Source organism: Variovorax sp. Varisp85 (genome assembly GCF_047304045.1).
Classification (GTDB): domain Bacteria; phylum Pseudomonadota; class Gammaproteobacteria; order Burkholderiales; family Burkholderiaceae_C; genus Variovorax.
Window position 1 is genome coordinate 14489 of the sequence record NZ_JBGLYN010000005.1, and the last position, 25554, is coordinate 40042.

The following is a 25554-nucleotide window of genomic DNA, read 5'->3' on the forward strand; positions in this document are numbered from 1 at the left end:
CCCCTCAGTCTTCGGAAGCTTCTTGCTCCGGCTGTGGCTCGTCCGGCGCCCCGCCCTGCTGCGGCTTCACCAGCGACACCGGCGCCTCCTTCGGCCGCCCCGCCGTGGACACGATCTCCTGATCGATCGCCCCGAACAGCGAGCGCCCGTCCAACCCCTTCATCTCGATGCGGATCGTGTCGCCGAACTTCATGAACTCGGTGTAGGGCTGGCCGGTCTGGATGGTCTCGATGCAGCGCTTCTCGGCGATGCACGAATAGCCCTTGGGCCAGTCCATCTGGCCGTCCTTCTTCTCGACGCCCTTGTTGCTCACGGTGCCGCTGCCCACGATGCTGCCGGCGCGCACGTTGCGCGTCTTGGCGATGTGGGCGATGAGCTGGCCGAAATGGAAGGTCATCTCCGGGCCGGCGTCGCACAGGCCGACCTTGCGGCCGTTCCAGCTGCTTTGCAGCGCGAGGTGTACGCGGCCGTCCTGCCACGCCTCGCCGATCTCGTCGAGCGTGACGGCCACGGGGCTGAAGGCGGTGGCGGGCTTGCTCTGGAAGAAGCCGAAGCCCTTGGCCAGCTCGGCCGGAATGAGGTTGCGCAGGCTCACGTCGTTGGCCAGCATCACGAGGCGGATGCCGTCGAGCGCCTGGTCGGGCGTGGCACCCATGCGCACGTCGCCGGTGATCACCGCGATCTCGGCCTCGAAGTCGATGCCCATGGCTTCGCTGGGCACGACCACGTCGTCGGTCGGGCCCAGGAAGTCGTCGCTGCCGCCCTGGTACATCAGCGGATCGGTGTAGAAGCTCTCGGGCACCTCGGCGTTGCGCGCCTTGCGCACCAGCTCCACGTGGTTCAGGTAGGCCGAGCCGTCGGCCCACTGGTAGGCGCGCGGCAGCGGGGCCATGCACATCGACGGATCGAAGGGAAAGGAATGGCGTGCACGGCCGGTGTTGACGGCGTCGTACAGGTCCTGCAGCTGCGGGCTCATGAAGCCCCAGTCGTCCAGCACCTGCTGCAGCCGGCTCGCGATGCCGGTGGCGTAGTGGGCGAGCGTGAGGTCGCGCGATACGACAACGAGCTGGCCGTCGCGCGAGCCGTCCTTCAAGGTGGCGAGTTTCATGATGCGGTGCGTGCGTGAGAACGGGGACGGGGCGCCGGCACGGGCCGGTCGCCGCTCCCACTTAAACTGGTTGAACGGGCGGCAGTTTACCGAGGTGGTCTTTCGTGAACCTCCGGGCCGGCGCCTCACTCCACATACCGATGCCGACGCTCGTCGCCCCCTCTTCCTCGCCATCGCTGCCTCCCGGGCTGCCGGGGCGTCCGTCGTGGCGGGTTCTGATCGGGCTGACGCTGCTGGTGGGGCTGGTCCATCTGTTGCTGCTCGGGCTGGCGCCGATGGCGGTCGGGCCGGAACCCTCGCCGCTGGCTAGCAAGTTCAGCACGCGCACCATCGTGATCGCACCACCGGCGTCCGAGGCGCCCGCTCCGGCGGCCGCACCCGCCGAAGCGAAGCCGCCTCCGCCACCCAAGCCGCGGCGTCCCCGTGAAGCGTCTGTGCCCAAGCCGAAACCGGCCGTCGTCAAGCCCGAGCCCGCGCCGGAGCCGGATGCCTCCACGCCTTCAGCCCCCGAAATGCCCGACCTGACAGCCCAGGCCGCTACCAATTCAGGAGCAACACCGCCGGAAGCAGCGGCCAGCGCCCCAACCGGCGCGGTATCGCCTTCCAGCGGCACCGGAACCGGCACCACTGCGGCGGCCGGTGGCGAGGCCTCGGGCACCATCGCCGGCACCCAGGCGATGAAGATCCCCGGCTCGGTCACGCTGGACTTCGAGGCCACCGGCCAGTCCGGCGCCTCCCCGCAGCGTGGCGTGTTCGGCGAACTGGTCTGGCTGCAGGATGGCAGCCGCTACGACGGGCGGCTGACGCTCAAGGCGGTGTTCTTCACCTTGCTCAACTGGCACAGCACCGGCCGCATCGGTCCCTCGGGGCTGGAGCCCGAGCGGTACTCCGAAAGCCGCAAGTCAGAGCTGGCTTCTCATTTCGTACGCGAACAGGGGCAGATCGTGTTCAGCAACAACGCGCCACCCGTGCCCCTGCTGGCCGGCGCGCAGGACCGCATGAGCGTGATGATGCAGCTCGGCGGCCTGCTGGCGGCCAGCCCCGGGCGCTATCCGGCAGGCACCCGGATTTCGGTCCAGACCGTGGGGCCGCGCGATGCCGACGTCTGGGTCTTCGTGGTCGGTGACGAAGAAAAAGTGAGCCTTCCGGCCGGCGAATACGTCACGCGCAAGCTCACCCGCAATCCTCGGCGGGAGTTCGACCGAAAACTCGAGCTTTGGCTGGCGCCAGCGTACGGCTACCTGCCAGTGCGCATCCGGCAGACGGAACCCAACGGGGACTTCGCTGACGCCCAATTGCGCAAACCCCTACCCGCGGCCCCCCCGAACTGAGGAGAAGGTCGTTCCATCGGAGCAAAGCCAAGAAAATTAGCCCGTTGGTTTTACAAGAATGACAACCTGTCTTGAAACTGGCGCGTTGATTGCTATGTATCCCCCATGAACGCCATCGACATCCTCACAGGGCCCGCCATGAACATGCTTTATGACTCGGAGTCTTTCGTCGTCGTCCACGTGCAGCCCAATGAAGGCGACGAACCCGCGCAACCCAACGTGCCGGTTCTGGAGCGCCACGGCTTCGAGATCGTGGACAAGCGTTCGGGCAAGGAGGTCTACCTTGACGGCTCGTGGGCCGAGCTGTTCCAGCAGCAGATCGCCGCGTGGCAGCTCAACACCCCCACCCAGGAAGAAGTCGAGGACACGCTCGAAGGCTACGCCGAGCTGGCCCACACGCCGGTGCTGGTGCACTGACGCAAATTCGGCCTCCAACGACAAAGCGCCCTGTCCGGGCGCTTTTTTCATGAAGCACCGGCAACGGGTCCCGTGAACCGGGGGTCAGCGAAGAAACCGAAAGAGACGACAGGGAAAAGCGGAAATGGACGGCACGGCGGGCGTGTGCCGGGGCATAGTATGGCGTGATGTCCCCTCCAAACCGGCCCCTGCGGACTCCCTGGCGCCTGCTTCTTCCCCTGCTCGCCACCACCGCATTCGGGGGCTGCTCGGTGCTGCCTCCCGGCGCCGATGCACCCATCGCGCGCCGCATCGCAGCACTCCAGCCGGTCGACGCCCTCCTGCTCGGCGAGCAGCACGACGCCCCCGAGCACCACGCCATCGAGCGCGAAGCCGTCGAGGCGCTGGTCGCGCGCGGCCATCTCGCCGCGCTTGCGCTCGAAATGGCCGAGGAAGGCCGCAGCACCGCGCGCATCGCCCCCACCGCCACCGAAGCGCAGGTGCAGGCGGCCCTCGACTGGAGCGACAAGGCCTGGCCCTGGGCCAGCTACGGCCCCACCGTGATGGTGGCCGTGCGCGCGGGCGTGCCCGTGGTCGGCGCCAACCTGCCGCGCACGCGCATGAGGGACGCCATGGCCGACGTCTCGCTCGACGTGCAGCTCAATGGCGAGGCCTATGCCGTGCAGCAGGACGCCGTGCGGGAGGGCCACTGCAAGATGCTGCCCGAATCCCAGATCGTCCCGATGACGCGCATCCAGGTGGGCCGCGACCGTGCAATGGCGCAGGCCATCGTCAAGGCAAGGCGGCCGGGCCAGACGGTGCTGCTGATCGCCGGCGCGGGCCACGTCGTGCGTACGCTCGGCGTGCCGCAGCATCTGCCCGACGACATCAAGGTTGCCACGGTGCAAATGCGCGCCGCTGCCGCTGCGGCGGACGTGGCGGCGGGTGATTACGACAGCACATGGCAGACGCCGCCATTGCCCGAGAAAGACTATTGCGCCGAGTTCAAGCGGCTGGCCAGGCCGCAACCGAAGGCTTGAACGCGTCGACCCTATTCACCGAACCAGAACAACAACCAGGCGCCGACGGAGCCGAGTGTCACGGTGACGAGAAGAGCCTGACGACCCACGAAAAGCGGCTGATTCATCCAGCGTTCGATTTTTTCCGACATCGTCATCTCCAGCCCCGTGGTGAGGGCTGAAGAATGAAGCTCCCGCTGGCTTCTGTCAAAGCGCTAAAAATGCTTCGTCGACAGTCAGTTCAAAACGAAAGTCGCATGGTTTCCGGCGCCGCGATCCTGCGAACGGCCTTCGCGTCGCCGGCTTGCGCAAGTGCCGCCGTCCCGCTCAGGCGTGCTTTCTGATCGAATCCGCCAGCGTATTCACCAGCGTGTCGATGTGCGACTTTTCCACGATGTACGGCGGTGCGATCACCAGCACGTCGCCCGCGGGCCGTACCAGTGCACCCTTGTGGAAGCAGTCCAGGAAGATGTCGTAGGCGCGCTTGCCCGGCGTGCCCGCGATGGGCGCGAGTTCCACCGCCGCGGCGAGGCCCAGGCTGCGGATGCCGATCACGTTCGGCAGGCCCTTGAAGGCACTGTGGAAGGCATCGCCCAGCACCTTGCCCATTTCGCCGGCGCGCGCGAACAGGTTCTCCTGCTTGAAGAGATCGAGCGTGGCGATGGCCGCGGCGCAGGCCACCGGGTGGCCCGAGTAGGTGTAGCCGTGGAAGAACTCGACCACGTGCTCGGGCGCCTCGGTCTTCATCATCGCGTCGTAGAGCTTGTCGCGGCAGATCACGCCGCCGAGCGGAATGACGCCGTTGGTCACGCACTTGGCGAAGTTCAGCATGTCGGGCACCACGCCGTAATAGTCGGACGCGAAGTTGGTGCCCATGCGGCCGAAGCCGGTGATGACCTCGTCGAAGATCAGCAGGATGCCGTGCTTGTCGCAGATCTCGCGCAAGCGCTTCAGGTAGCCCTTGGGCGGCAGGTACCAGCCGGCCGATCCGGCCACCGGCTCGACGATGATCGCGGCGATGTTGCTCGCATCGTGCAGCGGCAGGATGCGCGTTTCGAGCTCGACCAGCGGGTCTTCGGCCCACACCGGCTCCTCGTTGTGGATGTAGGCGTGGTTCACCGGATCGTGGATGAAGCGCATGTGGTCCACGCGCGGCAGGAAGGCCGAGCCGAACACCTTGCGATTGCCGGGAATGCCGCCCACCGACATGCCACCGAAGCCCACGCCGTGGTAGCCCTTCTCGCGGCCGATGAACACGTTGCGGTGGCCTTCGCCGCGTGCGCGGTGATAGGCAAGCGCGACCTTCATCGAGGTGTCTGCGGCTTCCGAACCCGAGTTGCAGAACAGCACCTTGTTGAGATCGCCGGGCGCGAGCGAGGCGATCATCTCGGCCGCCTTGAAGGCGCGGTCGTTGCTGACCTGGAAGGCAGTGGCGTAGTCGAGCGTGTCGAGCTGCTTCTTGATCGCCTCGTTGATGGGCTTGCGGTTGTGGCCCGCGCCCACGCACCACAGCGAGGAGATGCCGTCGATCACCTTCTTGCCATCGTGCGTGGTGAACTCCATGCCATCGGCCGCCACGAAGACGCGCGGGTCTTTCCTGAAATGGCGGTTGGGAGTGAAGGGCAACCATTGGTTGTCCATGTTGAAGTCCTGCTGGGCCATGTCTCGCTCCTGCGGTTATGTGGTCGAGGAAAATCGCGATTCTGGCACCCCTGCGACAATCACGCCCCTGATGACGACCACTACGCCCACCTCGCCCGCCTACATCCTGAACCTCTCTTGCCCCGACCGTACGGGCATCGTGCACGCCGTGTCGGGCTTCCTGCTCGAACGGGGCGCCAACATCGAAGAGGCCGCCCAGTACAACGACCACGACACGGGCCTGTTCTTCATGCGGGTGCGCTTCGCCTGCGGCGAGCACAGCGAAGCCACGCTGCGCGAGGAATTGAAGACCTTCGCCGCCGGCTTCGGCATGGCGCTGCAGCTGCATGCCGCCGCCGAGCCCATGAAGACCGTGATCCTGGTCAGCAAGGAAGGCCACTGCCTCAACGACCTGCTGTTCCGCTGGAAGAGCGGCCTGCTGGCCATCGACGTGCGCGCCATCATCTCGAACCACCGCGACTTCTACCAGCTGGCCGCCAGCTACAACGTGCCGTTCCACCATATCCCGGTGACGGGCGCGACCAAGGCGCAGGCCGAGGCGAAGCAGCTGGAAATCATCGAGGCCGAAGGCGCCGAGCTCGTGGTGCTCGCGCGCTACATGCAGATCCTGAGCAACGACCTGTGCCGCAGCCTGGCTGGCCGCGCGATCAACATCCACCATTCGTTCCTGCCCAGCTTCAAGGGCGCCAAGCCCTATTACCAGGCCCACGACCGCGGCGTGAAGCTGATCGGCGCCACCGCCCACTACGTGACGGCCGACCTCGACGAAGGCCCGATCATCGAGCAGGACGTGGAACGCGCCGACCACACCGACACGGTCGAAGACCTCACGGCCCGCGGCCGCGACACAGAGAGCCAGGTGCTGGCGCGGGCGGTGAAGTGGCACAGCGAGCACCGCGTGCTGCTGAACGGCCACCGCACCGTCGTGTTCCGCTGAACCCTGCCGTCAGTTGCGATTCGGGTCGTCCGGCCGGCGGTCGTAGCGGTTCGGCACCCCGTCGCCATCGCGGTCCCAACCGCCCCTGTGGTATTGCCAGCGGTCGCCGTCCTGGCGCCATTCCGGCGGACGGTAGGCATAGCCCGGACGCTCGCGCACCCAGTAGCCGCGGACCCACACGTGGCGGCCACCGTGCCATTCATAGTGCCCCGGCGACCACGCATAGCCGCGGCGCGGCGGCGGCATGCGTTCGAAGCGCGGCGGGGGCGGCGCCACCTCGATGGTGACGGGCTGCGCCTGCGCGGCCGTGGGAACAGCCAACGTGCCCACCGACAGAAGCGAAGCAGCGCCGATGGAAAGAGCCAATGCGATCTTTTTCATGAAGTACCCCTCATGAGTTGTAGGAGCCTTCATGCTGCCCAGCCCATGTGAAGCGCCTGTAAGCGGTGCACGAAATCTTGTGTAGAGCTGTGACCCGCCTTTCGCTGCTCCCACAGCCCTTGCGAGCACTCACTCCTGCAATTCGTGCAGGTCGATGGTCGCGGCCATCGCGGCATGGCCGGCCTTGTTGGGGTGCAGGTGGTCGCCCGAATCGAACAGCGGGTTCAATGCCTGCGGGTCCGCGGGGTCGCGCAGCGCCGCATCGAAATCGACCACGCCATCGATGTCCTGCCGACCGCGAATCCAGCGGTTGACGGCTTCGCGCATGGCATCGTTGGCCTCGTTCCAGTAAGGCGTGTTCCTGAATGGCGGCACCGTGCCGAGCAGCACCTTCACGCCCTTGGCGCGAGCCTGCTTGACCAGCTGCTCCAGCCCATCGGTGATGCGCTCGGCGGTCGGCATGTCGCGGGGCTTGATCTCGGCGCCGGGCACGTTGGCGAACAGGGTGCGGCCGATGTCGTTGGTGCCGAGCAGGACGATCGCGTGCGTCACGCTGCTCTGCCGTAAGGCGTCGCGCTCGAAACGCGAGAGGCCGCTGGGCCCCATGCCGTCGGCCAGCAGGCGGTTGCCGCCGATGCCGGCATTGAGCACCGCTATGTCGTTTCCAGCGCCCTGCGTATCGCGCAGGCGCGTGGCCAGCATGTCGGGATAGGCCCCGAATTTGGCCTCCGCGGTGCCCGACGTGATGGAGTCGCCGAACGCCACGACGGTGCGCACGGACTTCGTGGTGAGCACGTCGAGCCCGGTCACGATCTGGTTCAGCACCAGCGGCGTGGGGCTCTTCAGCTTCGGCGCCATCACGGCATTGCCGGCAGTCACCCACGTCGTTCCCGGCTCGAGCATGGAGACCGTGGAAAACGGCGCGGCGCGATCGAAGAAGGCACTCACGACCACGGTCTGCCCCGCCTGAACCGGCAGGTCGACGCCATCGCTCCAGGCGTCCGCGCCGGGGGCGATCGTGAGGCTGGTGCGCCCACCGAACCGCAGCACGCGCAGCGTGGCCGGCGAGAACGCATCGGCGCCGGTGCCGCGTGCCGCACTCGCGGCGGCAATGCGCAGCGGCGCCTTGCCGAAGCGGTTCGAGAAGCGGATGCGGATGCGCTGGCCGTCCAGCGACAGTTCGACCTGCTGGCGCAGCGTCTGCCCGCGCAGGTCATTGCCGGCGGGCGATGAATAGCCCGCGCCGCCGGGGCTTGCGGCCAGCTCGCCGAACTCGACCGGCGCCACCGCCCAGCTCGCCACCCAGTGCGCCTCGGCGGGCTGGCGGGGATGGTTGCCGGGAGTGACGGCCTGCACACCCACGGCCAGCACTGCGAGGCAGAGGGCTGCCACCCAGTGCGCCGTGGCCACGTCGCGGAGGTGGGCTGCCCAACGAGAAACCAGTTTCATTGGCGCAAAGCGACGCAGTTTACGGAGCCATGATCTCCCGCGCGTGACGAGGTCTAAAGCCGGGTTACCAAGTGTCTACATAGGCAGCGGCCGCGCCGGGCGCCTTCGTCGCGGAGGACAGCCCACGCACCAGCCAGGTGCGTGTTTCGGCCGGATCGATCACTGCATCGATCTCCAGCGTCTGCGCCATGTGGATCGCCTCGCCGTTCGCGTACTGCTGCGCCACGAGCTTCCTGAACAGCGCATCGCGCTCGCCGCCCTCCGGGACGGCCGCCAGTTCCTTGCGAAAGCCCAGGCGCACAGCACCTTCGAGCCCCATCGCACCGAATTCGCCAGTGGGCCAGGCCACGGTGAAAACGGGTGCGTCGAAACCGCCCGCCGTCATCGCCTGCGCGCCCAAGCCATAGCCCTTGCGCAGCACCACGGCGAAGAACGGCACGCGCAGGTGCGAGGCCACCATGAACATGCGGCACACGTGGCGCACCTGCGCCTGCGCCTCGATTTCGGGCCCGACCATGAAGCCTGGCGTGTCGCACAACGAAACAATTGGAAGGCCGTGCGCATTGCACAGCTGCATGAAGCGCGCGGACTTGTCGGCCGCTTCCACGTCGATCGCGCCGCCAAGGTGGTGCGGGTTGTTGGCCATCAGGCCCACCGGCCGGCCCTCGATGCGCGCGAGCGCCGTGACGATGCCCGCGCCGAAACCCGCGCGCAGTTCGAGCAGCGAGCCGGTGTCGGCCACGCCGCGCATCGCCGCTCGCACGTCGTACACGCGCAGCCGGTTCTCGGGCACGACGTGGCGCAGCGTGCGCGGGTCTGCGCATTGCCAACCGGTGGTCGCACCCTGGAAGTAGGACAGGTACTGCTTCGCCGCGGCCACTGCGGCGGCTTCGTCTTCCACGAGGATGTCGATCACGCCATTGCGCGACTGCACGCTGCTCGGGCCGATCTGTTCGGGCGCAAAGGTCCCGAGGCCGCCGCCTTCGATCATCGCGGGGCCGCTCATGCCGATGTTGCTGCTCCTGGTGGCGATGATCACGTCGGCGCAGCCCAGCAGTGCCGCGTTGCCCGCGAAGCAGCGGCCGTGCACGATGCCGACCACGGGCACCTTGCCCGAGAGCGCCGCGAACTGGCTGAAGGTATGGTTGTTGAGCCCCGCGACGATCGGCATGTCCGTATCGCCGGGACGACCGCCGCCACCCTCGGCGAACAGCACCACCGGCAGCTTCAGCTGATGCGCGACCGCCAGCAGCCGGTCGGTCTTGTGGTGGTTGCGCATGCCCTGCGTGCCGGCCAGCACGGTGTAGTCGTAGGCCAGCACGGCGCAGCGCGACACCTCGGGGCCGAACTGCTTCGCATTGATGCTGCCCAGGCCCGTGACCATGCCGTCGGCGGGCGTGTTGGCGATCAGGTCCTCGAGCGTGCGGCGGCGCGTCTGTGCGGCGATGGCGAACGCGCCGTACTCGATGAAGTTTTGGGGGTCGGCAGCGGTGTCGCACAGGTCGGCGATGTTCTCGCGCGCGGTGCGGCCACCCTGCGCGTGGCGCTTGTCGACGGCGGCCTTGCGGTTGGCGTCGAGCGTGGGCGCGTGGCGATCGATGACCTTTTGCAGATCGGGGCGGATCGCGTCGAGGTCGTGCTCGGCACGCGCCTCGGCCTCGACGGCTTGCGCATCGACGGCCTCGAGCTGCACCAGCGACTGGCCTTCGACGAGGTAGTCCCCGGGCGCAGCCAGCAGCGCTACCACGCGGCCGGCCACGGGCGCGTGCAGCAGATGCTCCATCTTCATGGCCTCAAGCACGCCGAGTTGCGCGCCGGCGGGCAGCACGTCGCCGATGTCCACTTCGAACTGCAAAAGGCGGGCCGGCATCGGCGCCTTGACGGTCAGTTCGTCCGAGCCGTCGTCTTCGACGACGGGTTGCGCAGCCGGCGCGGCCGCCGTCTTCTTCGCATGCTTTTCAAACGAAGCCGCAGCGGCCAGCAGATCGCCCAGATGCGACTCCACGAAGCGCGTGTGCACCGCCTGCGTCGCGAACTCGGGCCGCGCTGCGATGGCGCGCAGCAGCGACAGGTTGGTGGCGATGCCGTCGATGTGGCATTCGTCCAGCGCGCGCAGCGAACGGCGCAATGCATCTGCGAAACGCGGCGACGGCGAATGCACGATGAGCTTGGCGAGCAGCGTGTCGTAGTGCGGCGAAGGCGCAAGGCCCGCGTAGCCGTGCGTGTCGATGCGCACGCCCGGCCCGGCCGGCAGGTCGAAGCGCGCGAGCGTGCCGCCCGAGGGCCGCGCGTTGCCTTGCGCATCGAGCGTCTCGGCATTGATGCGCCACTGCACCGCGAAGCCGCGCTGCGGCGCCGTGCGATCGGCGTCCACACCCAGTTCATCCAAGGGCTGGCCCGCTGCGACAGCGATCTGCAGTTGCACCAGATCGAGACCGGTCACAGCTTCCGTCACCGTGTGCTCGACCTGCAGCCGCGGGTTCGCCTCGATGAAAACGAAGGGCAGCGTCGTCGATCCGGCATCGACCAAAAATTCGAACGTGCCCAGCCCGCGATATCCCACCGCCTTCGCCATGCGCAGCGCAGCCTGCGTGACCCGCGCGCGCAGGGCCTCGGGCAGCGAGGGACTCGGTGCAATTTCCACCAGCTTCTGGAAGCGCCGCTGCAGCGTGCATTCGCGTTCGCCGAGGCTGGCCACGGCCTGCCCGTCGCCCAGCACCTGCACCTCGATGTGCCGCGCATTGCGCATCAGCCGTTCGACGTACACGCCCTCGATGCCGAAGGCCGCCCTGGCTTCGGACATGCAGCGGGCATGTGCCTCGGGCAGATCGTCTGCATTCAGCACCGCGCGCATGCCGCGCCCGCCGCCGCCGCCGATGGCCTTGACCATCACGCCCGCGCCCTGCGCGTGCTGCTCGGCGAAGAAGGCCTGCGCCTGCGCAAGCGTCACCGCGCCGGCGCTGCCGGGCATCACCGGCACATCGCATTGCGTGGCCAGGGCGCGCGCGCGTGCCTTGTCGCCGAACAGGCCCAGCTGCTCGGGCGTCGGGCCGATGAAGACGAGGCCTGCCTCGGCACAGGCCTGCGCGAAATCGGCGCGCTCGCTGAGAAAGCCGTAGCCGGGATGCACCGCATCGCATCCTTGCGCCTTTGCAACGGCAATCAGCGTGGCGACGTCGAGGTACGCGGAAGGCCCGGTCGCATCGAGTGCGACGGCCGTGTCGGCCAGCTGCGCGTGCAGCGCCGAGACGTCGTCGCGCGCATGCACCGCCACGCTGGCGATGCCCAGGTCGCGCAGGGCGCGCATCAGCCGCACGGCGATCTCGCCGCGGTTGGCAATCAGAACTTTGGAGAACAAACAGAACCTCTCAGCTTTGGTCTTTGAGCAGGCGGCGCAGCACCTTGCCCGCGCCGGTGGTCGGCAATGCATCGATGAAGCTCACGGCGCGCGGCGCCTTGTAGCTCGCCATGTTGTCTCGCGCCCAGGCAATCAGCGCATCGGCCTCGAGCGCGGCGCCGGGCTTGCGCACGATGAAGGCCTTCACGACCTCGCCCTTCTCGGCATCGGGCTGCGCGATGACGGCCGCCTGCGCGACCGCCGGGTGCTTGATGAGGATGGTCTCTACCTCTTCGGGGAACACGCTGTAGCCCGAGACCTTGATCATTTCCTTGAAGCGGCCGATGAAGGTGAGGTAGCCATCGGCGTCGAGCTTGCCCATGTCGCCCGTGTGCACCCAGCCGTTGCGCAGCGTGGCAGCGGTGGCCTCGGGCTTGTTCCAATAGCCCTTGAAGACGCCGGGGCTGGTCAGCACGATCTCGCCGACCTCGCCTGCGGGCATGTCGGCCTGCGTGTCCGCGTCGACGATGCGGATCGTCACGCCCGGCACCGGCACGCCCTGCGTGCCCCAGCGCGGCGCGTGGTGCGGCGTGTAGGTGTCGCAGGTGTGGGTCTCGCTCAGGCCGTAGGCGGCCTCGAACGAGGTGCAGTTCGGCGCATGCGAGCGCCACTGCTGCGCCAGCGGCTCGGTGAAGGCGATGCCGAAGCTGGTCACCGGGTTCATCTTCAGGCTGCCCAGGTCGAAGCTCGCGATGTCGGGCACCTGCATGCAGGCCACGTTCATCGGCGCGATGCTGTACCACCAGCTCACCTTGTACGCGGCGATGGCCTGCAGCGCGGCGCGCGGATCGAAGCGGTGCATCAGCACCGAGGCTGCGCCGCTGAGCACCGGCACGTTGACGCCCATCAGCATGCCCGCGATGTGATACAGCGGCGCGATGGACAGCAGCACGTCATCGGGCCCCACGCCATTGCAGTCGGCCGCGGCGCGCGTCTTGAAGAGCGCGTTGCCATAGCTCAGCATCGCGCCCTTCGGCAGGCCGGTGGTGCCCGAGGTGTAGGTCATGAGCGCAACGTCGTCCATGTCGATGGCGACGGCCTGCGGCTTCGCGCCAGCCTTCATCACGGCGAGGAAGTCTTCGCAGCCTTCGGGTACGGTGCGTTCGGACTTGCGCTCCGCGGCGAGTTCGAGCGGAAGGTCGAGCGCGGGATGGGCAGGCAGCAGATCGGCGTAGTGCACCACGAACACATGTTCGAGCGCGCTCTGCGGCTGCACCTTGCGCACTACCGGCAACAGCGACGCGGCCGCGACGATCACGCGCGCCTTCAGGTCGTTGACCTGGTAGGCCAGCTCGTGCTCCTTGTTGAGCGGCCCGCTCGGGCAGACGATGGCGCCGATTTTCTGGATGCCGAAGTGCGCCACAAGGTATTGCGGGCAGTTGTTGAGGAAGAGCACCACCGGCTCTCCCTTCTTCACGCCGAGCGCCTGCAGCCGCGCGGCGAAGGCGTCGCTCGCGCGATCGAGCTCGGACCAGCTCATCGCCTGGCCGTACCAGAGACAGGCAGTGCTGCCGCCGCGCTCGCGTGCGTGGGTGCGCAGGTACTCGTGCAGGGGCTGCTGCGGGCGGTCGGGCAATGTCTCCATGGCGTCACTTCCTCAGGGTTATCGATAGCCGCACGCACCGGGCTGGCGCTTGCCAATGGTGCATGGTGCACGAACAATCCTACCCATGGGTATAACTTCCGCGACACGGCACAAACCCTCTGGAAGCCAGAGCGGCACCGCTGCACAGCCGCACCTGCCGCAAGGCACGGGCCGACAGCGCGCAGCCACGCAGGGCACCGACCTGCAGCGCGAGCGCATCCTGCAGGCGGCTGCGCAGCTGTTTGCGGCGCAGGGCTATGCCAACACCACCATGGCGCAGATCGTGCGCGCGCTGGGCGTGACCAAGCCCTTCGTGTACTACTACTTCCGCGACAAGCAGGAGATTTTCGAAACACTGTCGTGGCGCCCGGCTGTCGATTGCTTCACCGCGCTCGACTTCGCAGCCACAGACCCGCGCCGCGCCAGCGAGAAAGTGATCGACGGCATCGAGCGGCTGATTCGCGCGACCATTGCGCATCACCCCGTCGCCTTCTTTCCTTATCGCGAGCCGCAGGTGTACCGGCCCGAGTACATCGCGGCGCAGAAGAAGCTCGCCCACCACTTCTACGACCTGCTGTGCCCGCTGCTCGAAGAAGCGCGGCGCGACGGCGACCTCGACTTCGCCGAGACCAAGCTCACCGCGCTCGCGGCCTGCAGCCTGCCGGGTTTTCTCTACAGCTGGTACCGCCCGAACGGGCGCCTCTCGCCCGACGAGGTGGTGGCCGAACTCACGAAGCTGGCCGGCCGCGTGATCGGGCTGCAAGCGAAGAACTGACTGACAACCATCCCCGGAGACAAACCATGAAGTTCAACCGTGCGCCATTGGCGCGGATCGCCCTTGCCTGCCTGCTGGCCACCGCCGGCGCCGCTCACGCGCAGCAGACCTACAAGGTCGCCTACATCGATCCGCTCTCGGGTCCTTTTGCCAACGTCGGCGAGCTGATGCTGATGCACACGCAGTACGCCATCGAGGACATCAACGCCAGGGGCGGCGTGCTCGGCGGCACGAAGCTGCAGCTGCTGCAGTTCGACAGCAAGCTCTCGGCGCAGGAAAGCCAGAGCGCGCTGCAGGCGGCCATCGACCAGGGCGCGAAGGCGATCGTCACGGGCGGCTCGGGCTCGTCGGTGGTCACGGCGCTGGTGCAGTCGGTGGCGCGCTGGAACCAGCGCAACCCGGGCAAGGAGCTGATCGTGCTGAACCACTCCTCCATCGACCCCGAGATGACGGGCAAGGGCTGCAGCTTCTGGCACTTCCAGACCGAGGCCAACACGGCGATGAAGATGAAGGCGCTGGCCAACTACATCAAGAAGACGCCCGACGTGAAGAAGGTCTACCTGCTCAACCAGGACTACGCGCACGGCAAGCAGTGGGCCAGCTACGGCAGGCAGCTGGTGGGCCTGGCGCGGCCCGACATCCAGTTCGTGGGCGAGGCGCTTCACCCCATCGGCCGCGTGAAGGACTTCGCGCCCTACATCGCCAACGTGAAGCAGAGCGGCGCCGACTCGGTCATCACCGGCAACTGGGGCCAGGACATGACGCTGCTGCTGAAGGCCGCGGGCGACGCGGGCTACAACCTGCGCTACTTCAACCACAGCGCAGGCTCGGTGCCGGGCACGGTGACGGCCGTGTCGCAGGCGAAGCTGGGCCAGTTGACCTGGGTGGCCGAATGGCATCCGGGCGAGCCCGACACGCCCAAGGTGGACGCGCTGGCCAAGGCCTACAAGGTCAAGACCGGCAAGGACTTCCTCGCGCCGCGCATCGACATGACGCCGCGCCTGCTGGCTGCCGCCATCGACAAGGCCGGTTCGACCGACACCGTCAAGGTGGCTCGCGCGCTCGAGGACCTGAGCTTCGACTCTGTGGTGGGCCCTGTGCGCATGCGTGCCGAAGACCACCAGTTGTTGTTGCCGCAGGTGGTCAACACCATCGTGCCGGTGGACGGCAAGACGGTGAAGACGGGCTGGGAGGGCACGAACTATGGCTTTCGCACCGACGCGGTGTATACCGGGAACGAGCTTGCGCAAGGTACGGAGTGCAAGATGGTTCGGCCATGACTTGCCTCGGGGCGCACGCGAAGGCCACCGGGTGCTCCCCTCCGCGAATGTCCTAAGGGAAACCCCGTCCTGCCCACCTCCCGTGCCGTCGGGATACTCCGGCTTCCATACCCCGGTATCCGAAGCGGGTCCACTCCAAAGGCACAACAAGACCATGGCAGGCAAAAACTCGCTCCACCCGATCCCACATCCGGCGAAGAAGCCCTTCGTCGGGAACCTGCTGTCGATCGGCTCCGACTCTCCCGTGCTCGACATGTGGAAGATCGCGCAGGACCTCGGCGGCATCTACTGGCTGGACATGCCGGGCATGCCGGTGATCGTGGTCTCGTCGCCCGAGCTGGTGGACGAACTCTGCGAGGAAGCGCGCTTCGACAAGAGCACGCGCGGCGCGCTGCGCCGGCTGCGTGCCGCCTCGCACGGACTGTTCACTTCGGACACGCACGAGGAGACCTGGTCGAAGCCGCACAACATCCTGTTGGCCAACTTCAGCCAGCGCGCGATGCAGGCCTACCACCCGATGATGCTGGACATCGCGGGGCAGCTGGTCACCAAGTGGGAGCGGCTGAACTTCGATGAAGAGGTGGACGTGGTGCGCGACATGACCGCGCTCACGCTCGACACCATCGGCCTGTGCGGCTTCGGCTATCGCTTCAACTCGTTCTACCGCGAAGGCTTCCATCCTTTCGTCGACGCGATGGTGCGCACGCTGGAGACGGTGCAGAACCGCCGCGGCCTGCCGCTGGAAGAGCTGATGCTGAAGAAGGAGCTCGCGCAACAGCGCAAGGACATCCGCTTCATGCACAAGATGGTGGAAGACATCATCGAGGAGCGGCGCGCGAGCGGGGCCGACATCGCCACCAAGCCCGACCTGCTGAGCTACATGATCGCTGGCGTGGACAAGAAGAGCGGCGAGCAGCTCACCGACAAGATGATCCGCGACGAGTGCATCGAATTCCTCATCGCGGGGCACGAGACCACCAGCGGCCTGCTCTCGTTCGCCATCTACTTCCTGCTGAACAACCCCGAGGCGATGGCCAAGGCGCAAGCCGAGGTGGACAACGTGTTCGGCCCGGACACCTCGCAGAAGCCGACCTACGCGCAGGTCAACCGGCTGCAGTACGTGATGCAGGTGCTGAAGGAATCTCTGCGCCTGTATCCGACCGCGCCCGCGATCTCGATGCGCGCCAAGGAAGACACGAAGATCGGCGGGCTGTACACGATCAAGAAGAACAACATGGTCATCATGCATGCGCTGGCGCTGCACCGTGACAAGGGCATCTGGGGCGAGGATGCCGACCAGTTCAACCCCGACCACTTCAGCCGCGAAGCCGAGCGCGAGCGGCCGGCGAACGCGTTCAAGCCCTTCGGCAACGGGCAGCGCGCCTGCATCGGGCGGCAGTTCGCGCTGCAGGAGGCGGTGCTCACGCTGGGCATGATCCTTCAGCGCTTCAACCTCGTGGACCACACGGGCTACAAGCTGAAGATCAAGGAAGCGCTGACGATCAAGCCCGAGAATTTCAGGATCAAGGCACTGCTGCGCGACCCGGCCACGCGCCCGCGCGGCAACATGAGCGACGCGGCCGCCGCGCCCGTGCAGCCCACGCAGCCAGCACAGCGCAAGCAGCAGGCGGCGCGCCACGGCACCTCGCTGCTGGTGCTGCAGGGCTCCAACCTCGGCACGGCCGAAGACCTCGCGCGGCAGCTGGCCGAGGCCGGCGAGACGCGCGGCTTCTCCACCCAGCTGGCCTCGCTCGACGACTATGCCGAGCGGCTGCCGGCCAACGGCGCGGTCGCCATCGTCTGCGCCTCGTACAACGGCGTGGCGCCCGACAACGCGGCCGAGTTCCACCGCTGGCTCGACAAGGCCGACGATTCGCTCAACGGCGTGCGCTTCAGCGTGTTCGGCTGCGGCAACACCGACTGGGCCGCCACCTACCAGGCGGTGCCGCGCCGCATCGACGAACGGCTCGAGGCGCTCGGCGCCACGCGCGTGCATCCGCGCGGCGAAGGCGATGCGCGCGAGGACATGGACGGCGCCTTCCAGGACTGGAGCGATGCGCTGTGGCCCGAGCTGGTGAAGGCCTTCGACATCAAGACCGGCGCCGACTCACCCGCGCAGAGCGAGCCGCTCTACACGCTCGAGGAGCTGCCGCCGCCGCAGAAGAACGCGATCGTCGACGCGCTGGGCGCGGTGGCGCTGCGGGTGATCGAGAACCGAGAGCTGCAGAACGGCGGCAACGGCGAAGCAGGCCGCTCCACGCGCCACGTCGAGCTGATGCTGCCCGAGGGTCTGGTCTACCGCGCCGGCGACCACCTGAGCGTGGTGCCGCGCAACAGTCCGGCCCAGGTCGAACGTGCGATGGCGCGCTTCGGCTTCGACCGCGACGCGCATGTGCGCCTGCATGCCGGCTCGGGCCGCAAGGCGGCGCTGCCGGTGGAGCAGGTGATCGCGGTCGACCGCCTGCTGGGCGACTACGTCGAGCTGCAGGACGTGGCCACGCGCAAGCAGATCGCCACGCTCGCGGCGTACACCGAGTGCCCGTTCACCAAACCCAGGCTCGCGGCGCTGTCAGGCAGCGACGAGGCTTCGCAGGCGATGTACAAGACAGAGGTGCTGCACAAGCGCAAGTCGCTGCTCGACCTGCTGGAAGAGCACCGTGCCTGCCAGGTGCCGTTCGCGGTGTTCCTCGAAATGCTGTCGCCGCTGTCGCCGCGCTACTACTCGATCTCTTCTTCCCCGACGATGACGCCGGGCAAATGCAGCGTGACGGTAGGCGTGGTGAGCGGCCCCGCCAGGTCGGGCAGCGGCACCTTCGAGGGCGTGTGCTCCAACTTCCTGGCGCGCGCCGAAGCCGGCGACACGGTGCACGGCGTGGTGCGAGAGACCACGGCCGAGGGCTTCCGGTTGCCCGACGATGCGGCCCGGCCGCTCATCATGGTCGGACCAGGCACCGGCCTCGCGCCGTTCCGCGGCTTCCTGCAGGAGCGCGCGGCGCAGATCGAAGGAGGTAACCCGCTCGGCGAGGCGCTGCTTTTCTTCGGCTGCCGCCATCCCGAGCAGGACTTCATCTATGCCGACGAACTGCAGGCCTGGGCGCACCGCGGCGTGATGAAGCTGCACACCGCGTTCTCGCGCGCGGGCGAGCGCAAGGTCTACGTGCAGGACCTGATCCGCGAGCAGGCCGCCGATGTGTGGAAGCTGCTGGAAGCGGGCGCGGTGGTTTACGTATGCGGCGACGGCTCGCGCATGGAGCCCGACGTGCGGCGCACGCTGAGCGACCTCGCGCGCGAGCACGGACACGACAGCAAGGCGTGGATGGACAAAATGATCGCCGACCAGCGCTACGTGCTGGACGTGTGGGCCGGAAGCTGAGAAGCCCGCTCGGGCTCAGATATCGCGATCGGGATCCGGATAGACCAGCGGCCCCAGCAACCCACGATTGAAGGGCTTCCACTCGCCCTCGGGCTGCGCCAGCCGGTCGGCCACCGCGTAGAGCACCGCAGGGTGCGCGCCCAGTCCCAGGTGGCTGGCGACGACTTCAATGTTCTCGGACTGCGGCCCGGTCTTCTCGATGCTGCAGCGCCAGGCAACGACACCGTCGGTGCGGCTGAAGATCGAGGTGGTCGGCACCGGCGGCGTGGGCTGCACGAACTTCATGCGGCGCGGGTCGTGCGAACTCTGGCCGCTCACGCCTTCGTACACGCGCCATGCGTTGGTGGCGCGCGGGCTGCCGGAGAAGGGGCTGCCCAACGTGATGACGTTGCGGATCATGGGCGCATAGGACGAGGCCAGTAGCCGCGCATACACGCCGCCCAGACTCCAGCCGATCACGCTGACCTTCTGGCCGCTGTTGTCGTGCAGGGTCTTCAGCAACTCGACCATGGCGTCTTCCACGCCTTCGCGTGGACCGAAGTTGCGCCCCTGGCCCCAGCCGTGCGCGTCGTAGCCGCGGCTGCACAGGTAGCGGCGCAGCAGCAGCGTGGAGCCGTCACCCGCCACCAGGCCCGGCAGTACGAGCACCGGGTGTCCATCGCCACGCGGCGCGAGCTGCAGCAGCGGCCACATGGCGATGCCTGCGCCGGTTTCCCAGAGCGCTCGGGCTTCGGCCAGCAGCAGCAGGCGCGACGGCGGCGCGACAGGTTCCTTGGCGTAGGTGGCAGTGGTCATGATGAAGGATGGCTCCTTTGTGGTTTTTATCTGCTTCAAGACGAACATGAGGCCGACGGAACCAATGCCCCGTCGGACGACAGCGACATTTAACCGAGGTATTTGCGCCTCAGGTAATCAAGGTAAGCCCTCGATTCGCTGGAAACATACGGAGAAACCAGCGTGAGCGTGTAGAAAGCCGCCAAACCGGGGTCGGCCTGCGCCAGCGCGTCGCGCCCCGGCACGAGCCGCTCGAACGACAGCCAGCAGGTGGTGGTGAAGACCATCTGCAGCGCCAGGATGCGGGCCTGCTCGGCACTGGTCTCGATCACGCCGGAGGCCACCAGGCCTTCGCACAGCGTTTGCGCAGCCAGCAGGTTCTGCGCGGTGAGGGCCTGCGCGCGCTGGCCCAGCGCCGGGTATTCGCTGGCCAGGAAGGCCATGTCGCGGTAGATGAAGCGGTATTCGTCGATGGCCTCGAAGCGCAGGTGCAGCGCAAGCCAGAGGTCGTCGATGGCTGCGATCGATGCCGACGAACCGTTCAGGGCCTCGAGCCGCTGCTCGAAGCGCCGGAACAGCCATTCGACGATCAACTGCTTGGCCTTGAAGTGGTAGTGCAGGTTGCCCGGGCTGATGCCGAGCTCGGCCGCGATCTTGTGGGTCGACACGGCCGCGAGGCCTTGCGCGTTGAACAGCGCGAGGCTGGACTGCAGGATGCGGTCGCGTGTGGTGTTGGAACTGGCCACAACCGGCTTGTCGGGTTGTCGCTCAGCGTTTGGCGCGGCCACGGGGGGCGGCGGCGCCGGTGCCTTCGAGTTGCGCCACGCGTGCGCGCAGTTGCGCGACCTCGTCGCGCAGGGCCTGCACTTCTTCTGCGCCGGGCATGCCCAGGCGCTGCATGGCGGTGGCGACGCGCTGGTCGAAAACGTCCTCGAACTTGCGGATGCCGAAGCTGTCGAGCCCGGGGACCTTGCCCTGCCCGATGCCGAGCAGGCCCTCGATCACGTTGGCCTGGCGCTTGGCGACGTCGTTGCGCACGTTGTCCAGTGCCTTCAGGCCGGCGCGCAGCAAGACTTCAGCCTTGCCGGGCTCCGCGGACTTCTTGGTTGCCGCGGTCGCCTTCCTGGCAGCCGGCATCTTCTTCGCAGGCGCCGCCCTCTTCTTCAGCTTTGCAGTTTCGTCAGGACGGGTCGCCATGCAGTGCTCCAGATGCCGGAAAAAAGAAAAGGGCGCTTCACGCGCCCCGGGGTCAGGCCGCCTTGCGGGCAGCAGCGCGGCGAACCGGCTTCTTGGCGGCGGCGGCCTTGGCCTTCACCGTGCGAACGGGCCTGGCTTCTTCGGCGCCGCTCACGCGGGCTTCGATCTGCTTCGTGCCGGCGGCGATCTTGTCGGCGATCTGCACCGAGACGGCGGCGATCGGCTGGTTCAGCGCGCCCAGGGCATTGATCACCGAGGTGGCGACCGGCGACTCGACGCGGGCCACGCGGCCAGCAACGGCTTCGATGCCGCTGGTGGTGCCGGCTGCAACGCGGTCCATCACGGACACGATGCGGCTGGTGTCGATATCCAGGCGGTTGGCCAGGAAACCATTGATCTTTTCCTGCGCGCCGATCAGGTTGGCCTTGACCTGCTCGCTCACCAGCGGAATCTGGCGGCTGCCGAGGAACTCGCTGTAGCGCGAAGCGGCACCGCCCAGGAGCCGATGCACGCCGGTGCGGTAGGCGCCGACCAGGGTCTTGCCGGCGTCGTTGTACTGGCCGACGACATGAACGGCTGCGGAAGCGATGGTGGTTTGCGTGGACATGAGAGTGATTTCCTTGAAGTTGATGGGCTCGCGAAGGAAACGGGTGTGTCTGTCGCGATGGGCCTATCTTCTTCCGCGGGGCCTAGGCCTGAAAAACTAGAACGGTCGGAAAACTAGTCCAACTGCCCCAATTTTCAGCAGGCCGCCGGGCCCCGTGCGCCGATCATGCCGCAGCGGCCCGGGGGGTGCCGGAGCGTTTGGCCGGAGCGGCCTTGCGGGCCGGTGGCTTGGGCACGACCTTGATGGGCGCCTTCTTCACGGCAGCCTTCACGGGAGCCTTCCTGGCCACGGCCTTGACCGGCGGCGCCTTCTTGCGCGCGGCAGGCTTCTTCTTCGCGGCAACGGGCGCGGGCGTGGGCGCGGCCTCGTCCGACGGGTCTTCGGCCATCTTCGCCGGCACCGGCGCGGGCGCCGCACCGGTGGCCGCCGGGTGCTTCTGCGTCAGCTCCATCAGCAGCTTGTGCTCGGCCAGCATGTAGTCGCCGATCTCGGTGATGTCGGGTACCGCGCGGCGGCAGGCGATCAGGCCGTAGTCCATGCGGCCGTTGTAGCTCTGCACCGTCACGTTGAGCGCCGTGCCGTGGCTGGCGATCGACACCGGGTAGTAGCAGGTGACGAGCGCGCCCGCGAAGTACATCGGGAACGGCGCCCCGGCCACGTTCGAGATGGCCACGTTGGCCGCCGGCGGCAGCAGGTTGACGATGCCAGAGCGCCCCACCATCGAGGCAATGCCCGACATCAGCCAGGGCGCGGCGAAGGTCGGGAAATCGTCGAGGATCACCGCCTTGAAGCGGTTCATGGTCGACTTCGACGAGGTCGACGACGCGTTGATCGCCTTCAGCCGCTGCACCGGGTCGGTGATGTCGGTGGCCAGGCTCACGAGGATCATGCTGGCCTGGTTGTTGGCCGTCTGGTCGCCGGCCTCGCGCAGGCTGACCGGCACGCCGGCCACCAGCGGCTTGGCCGGCAGTTCGTTGTTGTCGGCCAGGTAGTGGCGCAGGGCGCCGGACACGGTGGCCATGACCACGTCGTTGAGCGACACGCCGAAGTGCTTGGCGATGTACTTGGTCTCGGCCAGCGAGATGGTGCGCCCGGCGAAGGTGCGCTGGTTGGTGATCGACACGTTGAGCGAGGTGCGCGGCGCGAAGAGGTTGAACTTCTTCGGCGCGGCGGCCGTGTCCTTCTCGGCCGCCTTCTCGTCGGGCTTGGCCAGCCCGCCGATGGCACGCGCGATGGCCGGCGCCATCTTGAAGAGCTTCACGTACTGCTGCGCGGTGTTGCGCAGCGCCGCGGTCGCAAGCTCCGCCATGCCCAGCTGGTAGCCGCTGCCGCGCGGGCGCGAACGCGGCGGCTTCACCACGCGGCCGGTGGCCTCGAGGTCGAAGATGGCCTTGCCCACTTCCACGCCGGCCTGCCCGTCGATGCCCGCGTGGTGCACCTTGGTGTAGAGCGCCACCTGCCCGCTCTTGAGGCCGTCGATGATGTAGAACTCCCACATCGGCCGGCTGCGGTCGATGAGCGAGGAATGCAGCCGCGCCACGTACTGCTGCAGCTGGCGGTTGGTGCCGGGCTTGGGCAGCGTGATGTGGCGCACGTGGTAGTCGAGGTCGATGTCGTCGTCCTCGACCCACACCGGGTTGCTCATGTCGAAGGGCATCAGCGCGAGCTTGCGCGTGAACACGTCGGCCAGGTGGATGCGGCTGGCCATGAAGCTCTTGGCGTCTTCGTAGAAGTCGCCCTTGTAGCCCTTGGGCAGGTCGAGCACGTTCAGGGAGCCCACGTGCATCGGCATTTCCGGCGTTTCCATGTGCAGGAAGGTGGCATCAAGACCGCTCAGGTGTTTCATGTGTTGTCTCTCCTTGGTGGGGCATGCGCCGCTAGGGTCTGTCATCAATCAAACGCCCTCGCGCTGGCCCCGCCATGCGGTGGATGTGCGGAGGGCGGCGCGGCCCATGGTCACCCATGGGCAAGCCGGCCGACAAAGCAGACGCCGTATGGCGGGGCCAGCCCGGAGGGAACGAGGGCGTTTGATTGATGACAGACCCTAAGCAGGATAGCGCGGGCACTGCATTCGTGGGCCCCGCGTTCTTCAGTGTTTCCACCGGGGGGAAGGCACCGGCGCGACAGGGGTTTGCCCGAAGTAGCGAAAAAGTGTCGGGCGCCTGGCGGGCATGCGGCAACTGCTCACAAGGCCCTCTTTCACACGGGCTCCGTACACTGAGGCCATGACATCCAGCCTCCCCCCGCAGCATCCGCAAGACGAGCAGCTCTGGCTCGAAGATATCGACGGCGAGAAGCAGCTCGCCTGGGCCCGCGAACAGAACGCGCTCGCCGTGCAGGCCTATGCGCAGTCGCCCGCGTTCGAGGCGCTCCAGCAGGGCATCCTCGAGGTGCTCGACTCGGACGACCGCATTCCGATGGTGCGCAAGATCGGCCCCTTCTTCTACAACTTCTGGCGCGACAAGGAGCACCCCAAGGGCCTGTGGCGCCGCACCACGCTGGACGAGTACCGCAAGCCGCAGCCCGCGTGGGAGAGCGTGCTCGACCTCGACGCGCTGGCCGCGGCCGACAAGGAGAACTGGGTCTGGCACGGCGCCGACTGCCTGGAGCCCGACTACAAGCGCTGCCTGGTCTCGCTGTCGCGCGGTGGCGCCGATGCCGACGTGGTGCGCGAGTTCGACCTCGAATCGAAGCAGTTCGTCGAAGGCGGCTTCTCGCTGCCCGAGGCCAAGAACCACGTGGGATGGAAAGGCATCGACCAGCTCTACGTGGCCACCGACTTCGGCCCCGGCTCGATGACCAGCTCCAGCTATCCGCGCATCGTGAAAGAGTGGCGGCGCGGCACGCCACTCGCGAGCGCGGCCACGGTGTACGAAGGCCTGCACGAGGACATGTCCATCAGCGCCTACCGCGACAACACGCCCGGCTTCGAGCGCGACTTCGTCTCGCGCCAGATCGACTTCTACGAGAGCGAGACCTGGCTGCGCGGCGCCGACGGCACCCTCGCCAAGATCGACGTGCCCGACGACTCGCTGGCCGAGATCACGCGCGAGTGGATGCTGATCGAGCCACGCACCGACTGGACCGTGGGCGGCGCCACCTACAGGTCGGGCTCGCTGCTGGCTGCGAAGTTCGACGACTACATGGCCGGCCGGCGCGAGCTCACGGTGCTGTTCGAGCCCGACGACACCACCGCGCTCGACAGCCACTCGTGGACGCGCCATCACCTGATCGTCAACGTGATGCACGACGTGGTGAACCGCCTCGAGGTGCTCACGCCTCCCGCCGACGGAAGGGGGCCATGGAGGCGCGAGAGCCTGGGCGGCGCGCCCGAGCTCTCGACCATCGCCGCGGGCGGCATCGACGAGGACGAGAACGACGACTACTTCCTCACGGTGAGCGGTTTCCTGCAGCCGACCACGCTCTACATCGGCACCATCGGACAGGGCGAGCCCCAGGTGCTGAAGGACAGCCCCGCCTTCTTCGATGCCTCGCGCCATCGCGCGAGCCAGCATTTCGCGACATCGAAGGACGGCACGCGCGTGCCCTACTTCGAGATCGCCCCGAAGGACCTGAAGGCCGACGGCCGCAACCCCACGCTGCAGTACGCCTACGGCGGCTTCGAGATTTCATTGCAGCCGAGCTACAGCGGCAGCATCGGCCGCGCGTGGCTCGACAAGGGCGGCGTGTACGTCGTCGCCAACATCCGCGGTGGCGGCGAGTACGGCCCGCGCTGGCACCAGGCCGCGCTGCAGGAAAACCGGCTGCGCACCTGCGAAGACTTCGCGGCCGTGTCGCAAGACCTGTTCGCGCGCGGGATCACCTCGCCCTCGCACCTTGGCGCGATGGGCGGCAGCAACGGCGGCCTGCTGATGGGCAACATGCTCACGCTGTATCCACAGCTCTACGGCGCCATCGTGAGCGAGGTGGCGCTGCTCGACATGCAGCGCTACACGCACCTGTCGGCGGGCGCCTCGTGGATCGCGGAATACGGCGACCCCGACCAGCCCGAGGAATGGGAATGGATCAAGACCTTCTCGCCCTACGAGAACGCGAAGCCGGGCCAGGCCTATCCGCCCGCGCTGTTCACCACCTCCACGCGCGACGACCGCGTGGGCCCGGTGCATGCGCGCAAGATGCACGCAAAGCTGTCCGCGCTGGGGTACGCCAGCAGCTTCTACGAGAACATGGAAGGCGGCCACAGCGCGGCCGCGGACAACAAGGAGTCCGCCTTCATGGACGCGCTGGGCTATGCGTACCTGTGGCACCACCTGAGGAGTTGA

The 25554-nt window shown here is 67.4% G+C and carries 19 protein-coding genes; 8 read left to right on the forward strand and 11 right to left on the reverse strand.

Annotation, left to right across the window (positions count from 1 at the left end; all coding sequences use genetic code 11):
• Positions 1-4 precede the first annotated feature (4 nt).
• Complete coding sequence (locus ACCC97_RS03575) at positions 5-1108, reverse strand: fumarylacetoacetate hydrolase family protein (RefSeq protein WP_413331599.1); 1104 nt, start codon at positions 1106-1108, stop codon at positions 5-7.
• A gap of 140 nt (positions 1109-1248) precedes the next feature.
• On the opposite strand from ACCC97_RS03575, the gene ACCC97_RS03580 reads away from it, so the two are divergent.
• From ACCC97_RS03580 to ACCC97_RS03590, 3 genes are all read left to right on the forward strand, one after another.
• Positions 1249-2439, forward strand: a complete 1191-nt coding sequence (locus tag ACCC97_RS03580) for a DUF3108 domain-containing protein (RefSeq protein WP_413331600.1) — start codon at positions 1249-1251, stop codon at positions 2437-2439.
• Between the two features lie 105 nt (positions 2440-2544).
• A complete protein-coding gene (locus ACCC97_RS03585; RefSeq protein WP_007835970.1) occupies positions 2545-2856 on the forward strand; it encodes a DUF3567 domain-containing protein in 312 nt (103 codons plus the stop codon).
• A 167-nt stretch (positions 2857-3023) separates the two neighbouring features.
• A complete protein-coding gene (locus ACCC97_RS03590) occupies positions 3024-3875 on the forward strand; it encodes a ChaN family lipoprotein (protein ID WP_007835973.1) in 852 nt (283 codons plus the stop codon).
• A gap of 306 nt (positions 3876-4181) precedes the next feature.
• On the opposite strand, the gene ACCC97_RS03595 is transcribed toward ACCC97_RS03590, so the two are convergent.
• Entirely contained in the window at positions 4182-5516 is a 1335-nt protein-coding gene (locus tag ACCC97_RS03595) for an aminotransferase class III-fold pyridoxal phosphate-dependent enzyme (protein WP_413331601.1), read from the reverse strand.
• A 70-nt stretch (positions 5517-5586) separates the two neighbouring features.
• On the opposite strand from ACCC97_RS03595, the gene purU reads away from it, so the two are divergent.
• Positions 5587-6453: a formyltetrahydrofolate deformylase gene (gene purU / locus ACCC97_RS03600; protein WP_007835977.1), complete on the forward strand. Its 867-nt coding sequence runs from the start codon at positions 5587-5589 to the stop codon at positions 6451-6453.
• 9 nt (positions 6454-6462) lie between these two features.
• Here the strand turns inward: purU and ACCC97_RS03605 are convergent, their stop codons facing one another.
• The 4 genes from ACCC97_RS03605 to ACCC97_RS03620 all read right to left on the reverse strand — a co-directional run bounded on the left by ACCC97_RS03605 (position 6463) and on the right by ACCC97_RS03620 (position 13265).
• Complete coding sequence (locus ACCC97_RS03605) at positions 6463-6834, reverse strand: YXWGXW repeat-containing protein (protein ID WP_007835978.1); 372 nt, start codon at positions 6832-6834, stop codon at positions 6463-6465.
• 129 nt (positions 6835-6963) lie between these two features.
• The gene (locus ACCC97_RS03610) at positions 6964-8283 is read right to left on the reverse strand and encodes an SGNH/GDSL hydrolase family protein (RefSeq protein WP_413331603.1); all 1320 of its coding nucleotides are present in this window, start codon (positions 8281-8283) and stop codon (positions 6964-6966) included.
• 64 nt (positions 8284-8347) lie between these two features.
• The gene (locus tag ACCC97_RS03615) at positions 8348-11641 is read right to left on the reverse strand and encodes a carboxyl transferase domain-containing protein (protein ID WP_413331604.1); all 3294 of its coding nucleotides are present in this window, start codon (positions 11639-11641) and stop codon (positions 8348-8350) included.
• Positions 11642-11651: 10 nt separating this feature from the next.
• On the reverse strand, positions 11652-13265 hold the full coding sequence (locus tag ACCC97_RS03620) for an AMP-binding protein (protein ID WP_413331605.1): 1614 nt from the start codon (positions 13263-13265) through the stop codon (positions 11652-11654).
• Between the two features lie 85 nt (positions 13266-13350).
• Here ACCC97_RS03620 and ACCC97_RS03625 point away from each other — a divergent pair, with 85 nt between their 5' ends.
• From ACCC97_RS03625 to ACCC97_RS03635, 3 genes are all read left to right on the forward strand, one after another.
• Complete coding sequence (locus ACCC97_RS03625) at positions 13351-14040, forward strand: TetR/AcrR family transcriptional regulator (protein ID WP_007835982.1); 690 nt, start codon at positions 13351-13353, stop codon at positions 14038-14040.
• 26 nt (positions 14041-14066) lie between these two features.
• Positions 14067-15320, forward strand: coding sequence for a branched-chain amino acid ABC transporter substrate-binding protein (locus ACCC97_RS03630; protein WP_413331606.1), 1254 nt, complete (start codon positions 14067-14069; stop codon positions 15318-15320).
• Between the two features lie 154 nt (positions 15321-15474).
• Positions 15475-18693, forward strand: coding sequence for a bifunctional cytochrome P450/NADPH--P450 reductase (locus tag ACCC97_RS03635; protein ID WP_413331607.1), 3219 nt, complete (start codon positions 15475-15477; stop codon positions 18691-18693).
• Between the two features lie 15 nt (positions 18694-18708).
• Here ACCC97_RS03635 and ACCC97_RS03640 read toward each other — a convergent pair whose 3' ends face one another.
• From ACCC97_RS03640 to ACCC97_RS03660, 5 genes are all read right to left on the reverse strand, one after another.
• Complete coding sequence (locus ACCC97_RS03640) at positions 18709-19488, reverse strand: esterase/lipase family protein (protein WP_413331608.1); 780 nt, start codon at positions 19486-19488, stop codon at positions 18709-18711.
• 89 nt (positions 19489-19577) lie between these two features.
• On the reverse strand, positions 19578-20213 hold the full coding sequence (locus tag ACCC97_RS03645; protein ID WP_413331609.1) for a TetR/AcrR family transcriptional regulator: 636 nt from the start codon (positions 20211-20213) through the stop codon (positions 19578-19580).
• 22 nt (positions 20214-20235) lie between these two features.
• Entirely contained in the window at positions 20236-20664 is a 429-nt protein-coding gene (locus ACCC97_RS03650; RefSeq protein ID WP_413313231.1) for a phasin family protein, read from the reverse strand.
• Between the two features lie 52 nt (positions 20665-20716).
• Positions 20717-21271, reverse strand: a complete 555-nt coding sequence (locus ACCC97_RS03655) for a hypothetical protein (RefSeq protein WP_007835996.1) — start codon at positions 21269-21271, stop codon at positions 20717-20719.
• A 163-nt stretch (positions 21272-21434) separates the two neighbouring features.
• Entirely contained in the window at positions 21435-23117 is a 1683-nt protein-coding gene (locus ACCC97_RS03660; RefSeq protein ID WP_413331610.1) for a WS/DGAT/MGAT family O-acyltransferase, read from the reverse strand.
• Positions 23118-23496: 379 nt separating this feature from the next.
• Between ACCC97_RS03660 and ACCC97_RS03665 the strand changes: the two genes are divergently transcribed.
• Complete coding sequence (locus ACCC97_RS03665; protein ID WP_413331611.1) at positions 23497-25554, forward strand: prolyl oligopeptidase family serine peptidase; 2058 nt, start codon at positions 23497-23499, stop codon at positions 25552-25554.

Excerpts from the sequence above, each read along its gene's own strand:
- ACCC97_RS03575 (WP_413331599.1), bottom strand. The coding sequence starts at position 1,108 with ATGAAACTCGCCACCTTGAAGGACGGCTCGCGCGACGGCCAGCTCGTT.
- ACCC97_RS03580 (WP_413331600.1), top strand. The coding sequence starts at position 1,249 with ATGCCGACGCTCGTCGCCCCCTCTTCCTCGCCATCGCTGCCTCCCGGG.
- ACCC97_RS03585 (WP_007835970.1), top strand. The coding sequence starts at position 2,545 with ATGAACGCCATCGACATCCTCACAGGGCCCGCCATGAACATGCTTTAT.
- ACCC97_RS03590 (WP_007835973.1), top strand. The coding sequence starts at position 3,024 with ATGTCCCCTCCAAACCGGCCCCTGCGGACTCCCTGGCGCCTGCTTCTT.
- ACCC97_RS03595 (WP_413331601.1), bottom strand. The coding sequence starts at position 5,516 with ATGGCCCAGCAGGACTTCAACATGGACAACCAATGGTTGCCCTTCACT.
- purU (WP_007835977.1), top strand. The coding sequence starts at position 5,587 with ATGACGACCACTACGCCCACCTCGCCCGCCTACATCCTGAACCTCTCT.
- ACCC97_RS03605 (WP_007835978.1), bottom strand. The coding sequence starts at position 6,834 with ATGAAAAAGATCGCATTGGCTCTTTCCATCGGCGCTGCTTCGCTTCTG.
- ACCC97_RS03610 (WP_413331603.1), bottom strand. The coding sequence starts at position 8,283 with ATGAAACTGGTTTCTCGTTGGGCAGCCCACCTCCGCGACGTGGCCACG.
- ACCC97_RS03620 (WP_413331605.1), bottom strand. The coding sequence starts at position 13,265 with ATGGAGACATTGCCCGACCGCCCGCAGCAGCCCCTGCACGAGTACCTG.
- ACCC97_RS03625 (WP_007835982.1), top strand. The coding sequence starts at position 13,351 with ATGGGTATAACTTCCGCGACACGGCACAAACCCTCTGGAAGCCAGAGC.
- ACCC97_RS03630 (WP_413331606.1), top strand. The coding sequence starts at position 14,067 with ATGAAGTTCAACCGTGCGCCATTGGCGCGGATCGCCCTTGCCTGCCTG.
- ACCC97_RS03635 (WP_413331607.1), top strand. The coding sequence starts at position 15,475 with ATGGCAGGCAAAAACTCGCTCCACCCGATCCCACATCCGGCGAAGAAG.
- ACCC97_RS03640 (WP_413331608.1), bottom strand. The coding sequence starts at position 19,488 with ATGACCACTGCCACCTACGCCAAGGAACCTGTCGCGCCGCCGTCGCGC.
- ACCC97_RS03650 (WP_413313231.1), bottom strand. The coding sequence starts at position 20,664 with ATGGCGACCCGTCCTGACGAAACTGCAAAGCTGAAGAAGAGGGCGGCG.
- ACCC97_RS03655 (WP_007835996.1), bottom strand. The coding sequence starts at position 21,271 with ATGTCCACGCAAACCACCATCGCTTCCGCAGCCGTTCATGTCGTCGGC.
- ACCC97_RS03660 (WP_413331610.1), bottom strand. The coding sequence starts at position 23,117 with ATGAAACACCTGAGCGGTCTTGATGCCACCTTCCTGCACATGGAAACG.
- ACCC97_RS03665 (WP_413331611.1), top strand. The coding sequence starts at position 23,497 with ATGACATCCAGCCTCCCCCCGCAGCATCCGCAAGACGAGCAGCTCTGG.